This is a genomic window from Polynucleobacter sp. MWH-P3-07-1 (assembly GCF_018687555.1).
Lineage (GTDB): Bacteria > Pseudomonadota > Gammaproteobacteria > Burkholderiales > Burkholderiaceae > Polynucleobacter.
On the sequence record NZ_CP061296.1, the window covers coordinates 808770 to 822042 of the forward strand.

Annotated in this window: 14 protein-coding genes; all 14 read left to right on the top strand. The window is 47.7% G+C overall.

Features of this window, described 5'->3' with window-relative positions; all coding sequences use genetic code 11:
- Window positions 1–2 precede the first annotated feature (2 nt).
- Genes ICU98_RS04205 through purF form a run of 14 tightly spaced genes read left to right on the top strand, consistent with a single transcriptional unit; the run spans window position 3 to window position 13271 of the window.
- On the top strand, window positions 3–197 hold the full coding sequence (locus ICU98_RS04205) for a hypothetical protein (RefSeq protein ID WP_215335576.1): 195 nt from the start codon (window positions 3–5) through the stop codon (window positions 195–197).
- Between the two features lie 2 nt (window positions 198–199).
- Window positions 200–847: a 3-isopropylmalate dehydratase small subunit gene (gene leuD, locus ICU98_RS04210; protein WP_215352922.1), complete on the top strand. Its 648-nt coding sequence runs from the start codon at window positions 200–202 to the stop codon at window positions 845–847.
- A gap of 23 nt (window positions 848–870) precedes the next feature.
- Window positions 871–1941: a 3-isopropylmalate dehydrogenase gene (gene leuB / locus ICU98_RS04215; protein WP_215352923.1), complete on the top strand. Its 1071-nt coding sequence runs from the start codon at window positions 871–873 to the stop codon at window positions 1939–1941.
- A gap of 34 nt (window positions 1942–1975) precedes the next feature.
- Window positions 1976–3133 (top strand): aspartate-semialdehyde dehydrogenase, encoded by a 1158-nt coding sequence (asd, locus tag ICU98_RS04220; RefSeq protein WP_215352928.1) that lies wholly within the window; start codon window positions 1976–1978, stop codon window positions 3131–3133.
- A 2-nt stretch (window positions 3134–3135) separates the two neighbouring features.
- A complete protein-coding gene (locus ICU98_RS04225; protein WP_215352930.1) occupies window positions 3136–4488 on the top strand; it encodes a FimV/HubP family polar landmark protein in 1353 nt (450 codons plus the stop codon).
- Between the two features lie 6 nt (window positions 4489–4494).
- On the top strand, window positions 4495–5331 hold the full coding sequence (truA, locus tag ICU98_RS04230; protein WP_215353091.1) for a tRNA pseudouridine(38-40) synthase TruA: 837 nt from the start codon (window positions 4495–4497) through the stop codon (window positions 5329–5331).
- 27 nt (window positions 5332–5358) lie between these two features.
- Window positions 5359–6036, top strand: a complete 678-nt coding sequence (locus ICU98_RS04235; protein WP_215352935.1) for a phosphoribosylanthranilate isomerase — start codon at window positions 5359–5361, stop codon at window positions 6034–6036.
- Between the two features lie 28 nt (window positions 6037–6064).
- On the top strand, window positions 6065–7258 hold the full coding sequence (gene trpB, locus ICU98_RS04240) for a tryptophan synthase subunit beta (protein ID WP_215352939.1): 1194 nt from the start codon (window positions 6065–6067) through the stop codon (window positions 7256–7258).
- Between the two features lie 6 nt (window positions 7259–7264).
- On the top strand, window positions 7265–8062 hold the full coding sequence (gene trpA, locus ICU98_RS04245; RefSeq protein ID WP_215352941.1) for a tryptophan synthase subunit alpha: 798 nt from the start codon (window positions 7265–7267) through the stop codon (window positions 8060–8062).
- A gap of 7 nt (window positions 8063–8069) precedes the next feature.
- Window positions 8070–8951, top strand: coding sequence for an acetyl-CoA carboxylase, carboxyltransferase subunit beta (accD, locus tag ICU98_RS04250; RefSeq protein WP_215352943.1), 882 nt, complete (start codon window positions 8070–8072; stop codon window positions 8949–8951).
- Window positions 8952–8981: 30 nt separating this feature from the next.
- Window positions 8982–10304 carry a bifunctional tetrahydrofolate synthase/dihydrofolate synthase gene (gene folC, locus ICU98_RS04255; protein ID WP_251365393.1) on the top strand — a complete coding sequence of 441 codons (1323 nt, stop codon included), beginning with the start codon at window positions 8982–8984 and terminating at the stop codon, window positions 10302–10304.
- A 3-nt stretch (window positions 10305–10307) separates the two neighbouring features.
- The gene (locus ICU98_RS04260; RefSeq protein ID WP_215352945.1) at window positions 10308–11174 is read left to right on the top strand and encodes an SPOR domain-containing protein; all 867 of its coding nucleotides are present in this window, start codon (window positions 10308–10310) and stop codon (window positions 11172–11174) included.
- Complete coding sequence (locus ICU98_RS04265) at window positions 11174–11728, top strand: CvpA family protein (protein ID WP_215352947.1); 555 nt, start codon at window positions 11174–11176, stop codon at window positions 11726–11728. The genes ICU98_RS04260 and ICU98_RS04265 overlap by 1 nt, the downstream gene beginning before the upstream one ends.
- A gap of 4 nt (window positions 11729–11732) precedes the next feature.
- On the top strand, window positions 11733–13271 hold the full coding sequence (gene purF / locus ICU98_RS04270) for an amidophosphoribosyltransferase (protein ID WP_215352949.1): 1539 nt from the start codon (window positions 11733–11735) through the stop codon (window positions 13269–13271).
- Window positions 13272–13273: the final 2 nt, after the last annotated feature.

Consider the following 13273-nt stretch of genomic DNA (forward strand, 5'->3'; position numbering starts at 1 on the left):
CTATGCGTAAAACTTCTCTCATTACTAGACTCATCTTGGTTGGCCTATTTGGCATGATCTTGGCAGCTTGTGCAAATACCATGGAAGGTGTTGGCAAAGATCTGCAGAATATGGGGACTTCGATGGACCCCAAATCTTCAAGCAATAATTCTTCCCAAACTAAAGGGAAAGATGTTGTTGTTACACCGGTTAAATAATTATGGATAAGTTCACCGTCTATCAGGGCTTAGTTGCCCCCTTGAATCGCGAGAACGTGGATACCGACGCGATCATTCCGAAGCAATTTCTGAAATCGATTAAGAAAACCGGCTTTGGTCAAAATCTGTTTGATGAGTGGCGCTATCTTGATCATGGCGAACCCGGTCAAGATTGCGCTAACCGTCCAATCAATCCAGACTTCGTTCTAAATCAATCTCGCTATCAAGGCGCTGGAATTTTATTGGCTCGGAAAAACTTTGGCTGCGGAAGCTCGCGCGAACATGCCCCATGGGCTTTGTCTCAATTTGGCTTTAGAGCCATTATCGCCCCTAGTTTTGCAGACATTTTTTACAATAATTGCTTCAAAAACGGTCTATTACCGATTGTTCTCTCTGAAATTCAAGTTGATCATTTATTTAATGAAACCCAGGCTTTTAATGGTTATCAGCTGACAATTGACCTAGACAGTCAGCAAGTCATCCTGCCAGGCGGCACAAGTTATGCATTTGAGGTCGCCCCCTTCAGAAAATATTGCCTTCTCAATGGTTTGGACGATATTGGGCTAACTCTGCGCCATGCAGATAAAATTATGGCTTACGAAGCCGAGCGCATTCTTAAAATGCCTTGGTTAGCCACCCAGTTGCCGTAGTTTTATTGAGTTAAAGGCTTTTCATGAAAATTGCAGTCCTACCGGGTGATGGTATCGGCCCGGAAATCGTTGCTGAAGCTGTTAAGGTTCTCAAGGCGCTAGTCCCCCAATTCACCTTGGAAGAGGCTCCAGTTGGTGGAGCTGCTTATGATCTGCATGGTCATCCATTACCTCCTGCTACCTTAGAGTTGGCCAAACAGGCTGATGCCATTTTGTTTGGAGCGGTTGGTGACTGGAAATATGACACCTTAGCCCGGGAGTTTCGTCCAGAGCAAGCCATTCTGGGTTTGCGCAAACACCTTGAGTTATTTGCCAACTTTCGTCCAGCCATTTGCTATGCAGAACTGACTGCCGCGTCAAGCTTGAAACCCGAAATCGTTGGTGGCTTAGATATCTTGATCGTTCGAGAGCTGAACGGTGATATTTATTTTGGTCAACCGCGCGGCATTCGCAGCTCAGAGTTGCCATTGTTTAAAGGTGCGCGTGAAGGTTTTGACACGATGCACTATAGCGAGCCAGAAGTGGAGCGTATTGGTCGAGTGGCTTTTGAAGCGGCTCGTAAGCGTAGCAAGAAAGTTTGCAGCGTAGATAAAGCCAATGTATTAGAAACATCGCAACTTTGGCGCGATGTCATGATTCGGGTATCTGCAGAATATCCCGATGTAGAGCTATCCCATATGTATGTTGATAACGCAGCAATGCAGTTGGTCAAAGCACCTAAGGCATTTGATGTCGTCGTGACTGGAAACCTCTTCGGAGACATTCTTTCGGATGAGGCTGCAATGTTGACAGGCTCTATTGGCATGTTGCCATCAGCCTCTTTGGATAAGAACAATAAGGGCTTATATGAACCCAGTCATGGTTCTGCGCCCGATATTGCTGGCAAAGGTATCGCTAATCCATTGGCGACCATTCTTTCGGCTGCAATGATGCTGCGCTACTCATTGGGTATGCCTGAGCACGCGAATACGATTGAAGTCGCAGTGCAGAAAGTCCTTTCGCAAGGTCTTCGTACAGCAGATATCTATACCGCTGGAACAACGAAAGTGTCTACGGTTCAGATGGGTGACGCTGTTCTAGCGGCACTCGCTTAATTCATTCATTACTTAATACAGATTTGTGGCTCATATGGGAAATCAAAATACACCAGTTGTTGGACTCGTTGGCTGGCGCGGTATGGTCGGCAGCGTTCTCATGGAGAGAATGCTGGTCGAGAAAGACTTTGATTTGATCGAGCCGGTATTTTTTAGTACCAGTCAAGTTGGCGGTGAAGTGCCTGCCTTCAATGGTCAAAAAGTCACCAAGTCTGAAACCACTTTGCAAGATGCAAATGACATTGCTTCGCTAGCTCGTTGCGACATTATTTTGACCTGCCAGGGTGGCGACTATACCAATGCCATCTTTCCAGAGTTGCGTGCTACTGGTTGGCAAGGACACTGGATTGATGCTGCTAGCGCCTTGCGCATGAAAGAGGATGCCGTGTTGATATTGGATCCTGTCAATCGTCCTGTGATTGATCGTGCTTTAGCTGCCGGTGGTAAAAATTGGATTGGTAGTAACTGCACGGTGAGTTTAATGATGATGGCCATGGGTGGCTTGGTCAAAGCGGATTTGGTCGAGTGGATCAGTGCCATGACTTACCAAGCTGCTTCTGGAGCTGGCGCTCAGAATATGCGTGAGCTTTTGCTTCAAATGGGTGCTTTGCGTGACAGCGTTGCTGCAGAGTTAGCTGATCCTAGCTCTTGGATCTTGGATATTGATCGCAAGGTTACCGCTACTTTACGTTCTACTGATTTTCCCAAGCAGAACTTCCGTAATACCGCTCTAGCAGGTAGTTTAATTCCATGGATTGATGTCCCTGTCGAAAATGGACAGACCAAAGAAGAGTGGAAGGGCGGCGCTGAGTTCAATAAGATTTTAGGTAAACCCGCTTTTCGGACGCCTGGCAGCATTCCCATTGATGGGCTCTGTGTGCGAGTGGGTGCAATGCGTTGCCACTCCCAAGGATTGACCGTCAAACTCAAGAAAGATATTCCCCTCAAAGAAATCGAGAGTATTTTGGCTAACGATAATCAGTGGGTCAAAGTAGTCCCCAATGATCGAGAAATGACTGAGCGCGATCTATCGCCTGCAGCAGTGAGTGGAACCTTAACCGTACCGATTGGAAGACTCCATAAATTAGCCATGGGCCCTGAGTATCTTGGCGCCTTTACTGTTGGTGACCAGCTGTTGTGGGGCGCTGCCGAACCATTGCGTCGTATGTTACGTATCCTCTTAGATCACTAAGGATGGAAGTGCGCTTTAGAAGACTGCTGCTAATCCGCTTTATTTGCGGGTTCTTGTTGAGCTGGTCTGGTGTGGCTGGAGCGATCACTTTGGGTTCCCCCCAAGTCCAGTCTCAAGCTGGGCAACCGCTTCGAGTTGAGATACCTATTCGAGTTTCTGCTCAGGAGCAGGATGTATTAGAGAGTCTCAAGGCGCAGGTCCCCAGCGCTGCTGACTATGCTCGTCTTGGAGTATCTGGCAAGGTACTCAATTTCAATATGCAGTCGATGGTATATCGCACGCGCGACGAAAGGTTAATGGTGTTAGTTGAGACTGTCGACCCCATCCCTGTAAGTGATGACCCCTTCGTCGACGTACTGATTCAGCTTAATTGGGCTAGTGGCAGTCTAAGTAAGACCTTTACATTGCTCTTGGGCGATACACAAAAAGTGATCGTTAAACCAGGGCAAAACTTATCAGAGATTGCAGCTCAAATGGCTCCTTTTTTAGAGGGCGCTAGCTTGGATCAAGCCATGATGGCGCTTTATAAAGCGAACCCTGATGCATTTGCGAGTGGCTCAATCAATTTGCTTGCAGCTGGTGCTGAGCTGAATAAACCCAGTCAAGCTCTTCTCAGATCGATTAGTCCTGTTGAAGCAAGCCGTTTTGTGGCCGAGGCCAATGCGGAATGGTTAGCCAATCATTCTGATGCGGCTGGTGGTGAAAAAGGAAATCAAAAGATTGATTCCAAGCAAACCGTCAAGAGCAAAGAAATTCAAGATCGCTTGAAAATTGGTGCTAGTACTACCGATGCCCAAGAAAAGGCTTATGCAGAAGAACTTGTTGCTAAAGAAAAAGTATTGGAGCAGACCCGCGCTAAGGTTGTGGAGCTTGAAAAGAATATTGCTGAACTACAAAAGCTAGTGGATCAGGCAAAAGGTAAAAAATCCCAAGACCAAAACTATGGTTTAGGTACATTTGGTCCTGCATTAATTGGATTAGGCCTTATTGCCTTGACTGGCACACTACTATGGCTATTCGCTCGCCATGCTCGTCGATCTGAGATACCTACAAACTCCTCACATATGGTTCATCAGGTGTCTCCAGTGATGCCCGTACCTGAGCGTGCAAAGTCTCTCTTTGCGGGCATTAGTCTTGATTTAGAGGCGCCCTCTAAAGTCAAGGCTACTGACCATGTTCTTGTGGATACACTCCGAGTCAAACTCAATTTGGCCAAGGCCTACATGACAATTGAGGACTATTCTGCAGCTAAAAAATCCTTAGAAGAAATCGTGCTCATCAGTAATACAGTAGATCCTTTACTAACCATTGAGGCTCAGGGCTTGTTAGCTGAGCTTGCTCAACGAAACGTTTAGATCGCAATCGTGAGAATTGCATTAGGTGTGCAGTATGAGGGCAGTCAGTTTTGTGGTTGGCAAACCCAAGCACCCCCCATTCGCTCAGTTCAAGCTGAATTAGAAAAAGCCATTGAATCTTTCATTGGTGGCGAGGGCGTTGCCAATAATCCCGTGAAGACAATTACAGCAGGCCGAACTGATACCGGCGTTCATGCCTTGGGTCAAGTGGTTCATTTTGATACTTCAGTCGAACGTTCTGATTGGTCTTGGGTCAGAGGCATCAATTCCTTTTTACCCTCTGATATTGTGATCAATTGGGCTAAGCCAGTTTCAGAAGATTTCAGTGCGAGATTTTCTGCTTATGAAAGAACCTATATTTATGCGCTGCATGCTAGTCCTTGCCGCGCTCCGCTAGTTGCTCACCGGGCTGGCTTTTATATGTTGCCGCCCGCTACTTGGTTTGATATACCCGCGATGAAAAAAGCAGCCGAGTGTTTAATTGGCGAGCATGACTTCAGCTCTTTTCGCTCCGCGGAATGCCAAAGCAAAACCCCCATCAAAACCCTGTACTCGATCGACATTATTTCTGAGCAACCTTGGTTGTATTTCCGGATTCGCGGCAACGCCTTTTTGCATCATATGGTGCGCAATTTGGTTGGGTCATTCTTGATGATTGGCATTGGTAAGCAAGATGCTTCTTGGATGCAGGAAATCTTGGAGGCAAGGGATCGAAAAGTGGCTGCACCCACATTCGCTCCTGATGGTCTATATCTTGCCAAAATTGCCTATCCAGAGGTATTCCAGATCCCCGATCCCTGGCTACAGAATTCTTTACTACCGAGCCAGCTCCTCGACTATTAGGCTTGCCTAGGGCTTATTATTAGGCTTATGGGACTACTTCATTTCACGCCAGGCCATACTAGGGTCAAAATCTGCGGTTTACGTACCGAGGCAGATGTAGATGCGGCAGTCCAAGCAGGGGCAGATGCGGTCGGTTTTGTCTTCTATCCCCCCAGCCCCAGAGCAGTTACCCCAAAAACAGTAGCCCAGCTTATCAAGCGCTTACCAGCTGGAGTAGATGCGGTAGCTTTGCTTGTAAACCCTAGTCAGGCCCAGGTAGATGAGATTCGGTCAACAGCCCCAATTAGCCTCTGGCAATTTCATGGAGATGAGTCTCCATCGGATTGCGCCCTGTTTGCTGAGGGTGAGCCTTGGATCAAAGCAGCCAGAATAGGGCCTAAGTTCGCTTTTGACGAATTTTCTCTACAATATGAGGCTGCAAATGCTTTTCTCCTCGATGCTTTAGTTGAGGGTTATGGAGGAGGGGGCATCCCTTTTGATTGGCAAGGAATTCCGCAAGCATGGCTAAGCGTAAACGGGCCTCGGGTCGTTTTGAGTGGTGGGTTAAATGCGCACAACGTCGGCGAGGCGATTGCGCGTCTGCATCCTTGCGCGGTTGACATCTCAAGCGGTGTCGAAATCAGCAAAGGTGTAAAAGATCCTGCACTGATCAAGCAATTTATTGAAGCGGTTCGTGCAGCAGATGTGAAGCTGTCATCCCCCTAATTGCTGTAATTTGATTTAAGAGGTAGCCATGTACGACAAACCTGATGCAAGAGGACACTTTGGTCCTTATGGTGGTGTGTTTGTATCCGAAACATTGATGTTTGCTTTGGATGAACTTAAGGCCGCTTACGCAAAATATCAAAATGACCCCCAATTTCTTGCTGAGTTTCATAGCGAGCTGAAACATTTTGTTGGTCGTCCATCACCGATTTACCACGCTAAGCGCATGAGTGAGATTCATGGTGGTGCGCAGATCTACTTTAAGCGTGAAGACCTGAACCATACCGGTGCCCACAAGATTAATAACGTCATTGGCCAAGCGATGCTAGCCAAGCGGATGGGTAAGCCCCGCATTATTGCCGAGACAGGAGCAGGGCAGCATGGTGTCGCTACGGCAACGATCTGTGCGCGCTTCGGTCTAGATTGCACTGTGTACCAAGGTTCGGTAGACGTTGCACGACAAGCGCAAAACGTCTATCGCATGAAGCTGCTGGGTGCAAAAGTTGTCCCCGTTGAGTCTGGGACTAAAACTTTAAAAGATGCTCTCAATGAAGCGATGCGCGATTGGGTAACGAATGTGGAAGATACCTTCTACATCATTGGCACTGTTGCTGGACCACATCCTTATCCAATGATGGTGAGGGATTTTCAGAGTGTGATTGGCGAAGAGTGCAAAGTGCAGATGCCAGATCTGACTGGACGTCAGCCAGACTATGTTTTAGCTTGTGTTGGCGGTGGCTCAAATGCAATGGGTATCTTCTACCCCTATATTGATTTTCCAGAAGTGAAGCTGATTGGAGTCGAGGCTGCTGGTCACGGCCTCAATACCGGCCTTCACTCAGCGGCGCTCTGTGTCGGTAAGCCTGGTGTCTTGCACGGTAATCGTACTTATCTTTTACAAGATGAGAACGGACAAATTGCAGAGACCCATTCTGTTTCGGCTGGCATGGATTACCCTGGAGTAGGTCCTGAGCATGCTTGGTTGAAAGACTCTGGTCGGGCTGCTTACGTAGCAATTGATGACAAGGAAGCTTTGCAAGCCTTCCACGATTGCTGCCGTATTGAAGGCATCATTCCTGCACTGGAATCTGCTCATGCGATTGCCTATGCTTGTAAATTGTCGGCTACCCTTGGAAAAGATAAGACCATTCTGGTCAATCTATCCGGACGTGGCGATAAAGATATGCATACCGTGGCTCAAGCAACAGGTTCTGAAGGCTAAAGATTCATGTCTAAAATTACTGCTCTTTTTAATGAACTCCGAGCTACGGGTAAAAAGGGATTAATTCCTTTTATTACTGCTGGCGATCCCCACCCAAATCAAACTGTAGAACTGATGCATGCATTAGTCCGCGGTGGTGCAAACGTGATTGAGTTGGGCGTACCGTTTTCAGACCCCATGGCGGATGGACCGGTGATCCAGCGTTCTTCTGAAAGAGCCCTGTCACATAAAGTTAGTCTGCATCGCTGTATTGAGATGGTGAAGACCTTTCGTGAGAAGGATCAAAAAACGCCTGTTGTTCTGATGGGCTATGCGAATCCTGTAGAGCAAATGGGAGCAGAGCGCTTTGCTCTAGAAGCCAAAGCTGCGGGTGTGGATGGTGTTTTGGTGGTGGACTATCCCCCTGAAGAATGCACCGAATTTGCTGCACTCATGAAAGCGGCTGGTGTCGATCCGATTTTTTTATTAGCCCCAACTTCTTCCCCAGCTCGGATTCAAGAGGCAGCCAAAATAGCATCTGGTTACATTTATTATGTTTCCTTACGCGGTGTCACTGGCGCATCGAATCTCAACACTCAAGATGTAGCCAGCATCATTCCGCAAATTCGTGAAGTAAGTGACATTCCGATTGCGGTAGGTTTTGGTATCCATGACGCCGCAAGTGCCAAAGCAGTTTCACAGACTGCAGATGCCGTTGTGATTGGTAGTCGTATCATTCGCCTCTTAGAAGAAGCCCCTGAAGGCGAGGCAGTACAATCTCTAGAGAAATTTATTCAAGAGATTCGGACAGCCTTAGACAGTTGAGATCAATATGAGTTGGATCGATAAGTTACTGCCACCCCAAATTCAGCAAACAGATCCTGCTAATCGCAAGTCTGTTCCTGAAGGCCTCTGGGTTAAATGCCCGGCATGTGAAACTGTGCTCTACAGCACCGATATCGAAGCCAATCTTTCGGTTTGTCCTAAGTGTAATCACCATATGCGGATTTCCGCTCGCCAGCGCTTGGATAGTCTTTTAGACCCCAAGGGGCGTTATGAAATCGGTGCCGATATCTTTCCAGTAGATGCGCTTAAGTTTAAAGATTCCAAGAAATATCCCGATCGACTTAAAGAAGCGGCTGATGCTTCAGGTGAATCTGAAGCATTAATTGTGCTGGGTGGAAAAATTGAGAATATTCCAGCGGTCGTTGCATGCTTTGAATTTCAATTTATGGGTGGTTCAATGGGCTCGGTAGTGGGTGAGCGATTCACTCGGGGCGCCCAAGAAGCGATTGACAAAAAATGTGCCTTCATTGTGATCACCGCTACGGGTGGCGCACGGATGCAAGAGAGTCTCCTTTCGCTATTTCAAATGGCTAAAACCAACTCAATGCTGACATTGCTCTCTAAAAAGGGTCTGCCTTACATTAGCATTCTGACTGATCCCACCATGGGTGGTATCTCAGCCAGCTTCGCTTTCATGGGGGATGTTGTGATCGCAGAACCCAAGGCCTTAATTGGCTTTGCTGGTCCGCGCGTCATCGAGCAAACCGTGCGCGAGAAACTCCCCGAAGGTTTTCAGCGCTCTGAATTTCTCATGCAAAAGGGTGGCGTCGATATGATCGTCGATCGTCGCCAGCTTCGCTCTGAAGTGGCGCGTCTACTGGCGCTTCTTCAGCAATTGCCTGAGCCCGACAGCACAGATTCTCACTAGCCATTCTCACACCCGCTAATATCGCCGCATTTGTCGAACGTTCAAAATCCATCCTTGTTTACCAGCCTCTCGGCTTGGCTTACTTACCTTGAAACGGCCCATCCTGTCGGCATTGACATGGGGCTTGATCGGATTAATCGGGTTAAAGCTGCTTTAAATCTCCAGTTCAACTGTCCTGTCATTACCGTTGCCGGGACGAACGGTAAAGGCTCAACTTGCGCCTATCTTGAGGCGATTTTATTGGCCGCTGGTTATCGTGTTGGCATGCACACCTCTCCCCATTTATTGCGCTTTAATGAGCGTGCACGAATTAATGGCGCTGAAGTCTCTGATGAACTTTTGTTGGAGTGTTTTACAAAAGTAGAGCAGGCGAGAGCTAGTCTGACTGATGCCCCTTCATTAACCTACTTTGAGTTCACAACTCTGGCCATCCTTATGCTGTTCTCAGAAACCTCTTTAGATGCAGTTATCTTGGAGGTGGGTATGGGAGGGCGTTTAGATGCCGTCAATTGCGTTGATGCCGACTGCGCGATTGTGACCAGCATTGATATTGACCATGCGGATTTCTTGGGCAATACCCGTGATGCGATTGCATTAGAAAAAGCGGGGATATTTCGTCAAGGAATCACAGCCATTTGTGCGGATCCAGTTCCACCCCAAACCCTAATCGACTATGCCGAAAATTTAGGGTGTGACCTGTGGTTGCAGGGCCGCGATTTTCAGTTTCTGGGTGATAAACAGCAATGGGGCTGGAGCGGCAGAGGCAAACGCTTCAGTGGCTTAGGTTATCCAGCCTTGCGTGGCGCCAACCAAATTCTGAATGCCAGCGGAGTTATAGCCGCCTTGATGGCCTTACATCAGCGTTTACTAGTGGGTGCGCAGGATATACGCAATGGATTTGCCTTAGTGGAATTGCCAGGGCGTTTCCAGGTTCTACCAGGGCAACCAACGGTTGTGCTGGATGTGGCTCATAACCCCCATGCTGCTGCCACTTTGGCGCAAGGTCTGGACAAGATGGGCTATCACCCCTATACCTATGCCGTATTTGGGGCGATGGCAGACAAAGATATCGCTGGAGTCATTAAGCCCTTCCTGGGGATTGTGGATTTCTGGTATTGCACCGATTTACCGACCCCCCGTGCTGCAACTGCTCAGGCCTTAGCCAGCCAGCTTGAACTCCTCGGTGTCAAGGAAAAAAATGGTCAAGATGGCGGTATCGAAAGCTTCCAAAACCCTGCTTTAGCCTATCAAAAAGCGCTTTCTGTGGCCGGAGAGGGTGATAGAATTATCATCTTCGGATCCTTCTATACCGTTGCAGGCGTAATGGCTTATCGAAACAACCAGGCGCATTGATCCATGATTCGTTTACCGAAGCTTTTTAAGCGAAACTCGCAGTCTGATGACCTCCAAAGAGGCTCAGTAGGAGTGCGTCGCACCCCTAAAAAATCTACAGCCCGTTCCTTTATTCGGGCCCAAGAAAATGAAGAGCCGGCTTTAACTGAAGATCCTGAAACTCAGCGCGCGCGCCATCGCTTGATCGGCGCCAGTATTTTAGTAATCCTCGCTTTCATCGCCTTGCCACGTATTTTGGATAGCAGGCCCAAGGCAGCTAGTAATGATATTGCTGTGAATATTGTCACAAGCCTTCCTGTTCCAGGTATGAATTCTGAGACACCAGCAAACATTAAATCCAATGTGGCTCCCCAAGCAACTCCACCTGCAGTCGCTCCGGTTGCACCAATTCCAGCTCCAGTGCCAGCACAGAACAATAAAGCCGAACCCAAGCTCGAAGCGAACACAAGCGCATCTCAAAGCCAAACACCCCCCACAGCAAGTGCTGCCGATACCAAATCTAGCCCGCCACCAGCTCCTGCCAAGTCTGCAGCATTGGGCTTAGCAGCTGGCGAAGAAGTGGTCGCTTCTAGCAATAAACCAAAAACCAACGCAGATCCCGCTACCACTAAACTTGGTGCCAATCCTGCGGGTAAATTTGTGATTCAAACTGAAGCGTTTAAGTCAGAAGATCGACTGAATGGCTGGTTAAGCAAGTTGAAGGCTCAAAAGATTCCAACCTATGTGATTAATAAAACCACATCTGATGGCACTAAGCTCTTTGTACTAAGAGCAGGCCCATTCCCGGATAAAGACGCTGCTGAAGCAGCAGAGAAGAAGATCAAGGCGCTGGGACTCAATAGCCGCATTGTGGATGCCGGTAAATCCTAATGGACCTCATATCCACCTTAAAGCTAACAACGGTGGATTACTTCACCCTAGTGGTATTGCTCACATCCGCTTTAATCGGAATCTCTCGCGGTTTATTTAAAGAAGTGCTCGCGCTCGCTTCATGGTTTGTAGCGGCTTGGGTAGCTTACCGTTATAGCAATTACCTATCTACAGAGTGGCTCTCCAGCTTTCATCTAGAAGAGTTGGTTAGCCTCGGTGCAAGCTTCTTGATTCTCTTTGTCCTTACTCTGATTGCCTGTGGACTTTTAGGTGGCATCGTTCAAAAAATTATTCTATCGGTGGGATTGAGTTTGACAGATCGTTTCTTGGGTCTGATTTTTGGTTTGATGCGGGGCATTCTGATTGTTGTGGTCTTAGCAACATTGGCTTTATTAACCCCGATCCCCCAAACCATTGCTTGGCAACAGGCTTTGACAAGACCGGCGATTGAGACCGCAGTGGGTTTTATTAAAGCTTGGTTACCAGAAGACTGGGCGAAGCAATTAAATGATGCAGTACCGAAAATAGTTATTCCATTAACCATAGGGAATTAGGCATATGTGCGGCATAGTCGGAACAGTCTCCCATGCACCAGTAAATCAATTACTGTATGACGCTTTGTTGCTATTGCAGCATCGTGGTCAAGACGCTGCAGGCATTGCAACGATGAATGGCAATTCTTTTACGATGCATAAAGCAAATGGCCTAGTGCGTGATGTTTTCAGAACTCGCAACATGCGTAGCCTGGTTGGTAATGCGGGTATCGGTCAGGTGCGATACCCAACTGCCGGCTCAGCCAGCAGCGAAGAAGAAGCGCAACCTTTTTATGTGAGCGCACCTTACGGCATTATCTTGGCACATAACGGCAATCTGACCAACGCACCAAGCTTGCGGGTTGAAATGGCCTATCGTGATCGTCGTCATATCAATACCAGCTCTGATACTGAGGTTCTGCTCAACGTATTGGCTGATGAACTTCAAAAAGAAACGAATAGTGCTGCTTTAGACGAAGGCGCCATGTTCAATGCCATCACCGCTGTAACCAAGCGTGTGAAAGGTTCTTACGCTGTTGTTGCTTTAATTGCTGGTTATGGCTTGCTAGCATTTCGTGATCCATTTGGGATTCGGCCATTATGTATCGGCCGCAATGATACTCCCAAGGGTCCAGAGTGGATGGTTGCTTCTGAATCCGTTGCCTTAGAGGGTCTAGGATTTACTTTTGTGCGTGACGTGAATCCAGGCGAAGCAATTTACATTGATCTTGATGGAAACTTCTACTCTAAACAATGTGTTACAGAAGCCGTGCTAACACCTTGCATATTTGAGTATGTCTATATGGCGCGTCCTGATTCAACTATTGATGGCGTTACGGTTTATAACGTACGGATGCGAATGGGTGACTACCTAGCAGAGAAGATTCGTAAAGAAACGAATGTCAAAGAGATTGATGTTGTGATGCCTATTCCAGATTCCAGTCGTCCAGCCGCGATGCAAGTGGCTAAGCGTTTAGGAATCGACTATCGGGAAGGCTTCTTTAAGAACCGCTATATCGGTCGCACCTTCATCATGCCAGGCCAAGCGGTACGTAAAAAGTCTGTACGACAAAAGCTGAATGCGATGCGCATTGAGTTCAAAGATAAAACCGTTTTGATTGTGGATGACTCTATTGTGCGTGGCACCACTTCTTATGAGATTGTTCAAATGGCCCGCGAGTCTGGCGCCAAGAAAGTGATCTTTGCTTCGGCAGCGCCGCCAGTCCGTTTTCCCAATGTCTATGGCATTGATATGCCTACTCGTAGCGAGCTCGTGGCTTATGGTCGCACTGATGAAGAGATCAACAAATTGATTGGTGCCGATCAGCTCATTTACCAGAGCGTTGAGGATATGAAACAGGCAGTTCGCGATATCAATCCAGAGATTAAAAACTTTGAGGCATCTTGCTTTGATGGTCATTACATCACTGGTGATATCAACGAGTCATATCTGGATGCGCTAGAGGCAGCGCGCAATACCAGCACCGCGAAGGCAGATCGCGCAGGAGACCCGAGTGACTTTGCCCGCTCACAACTGCACTTGCATCTTGCAACCGAAGACTAAAA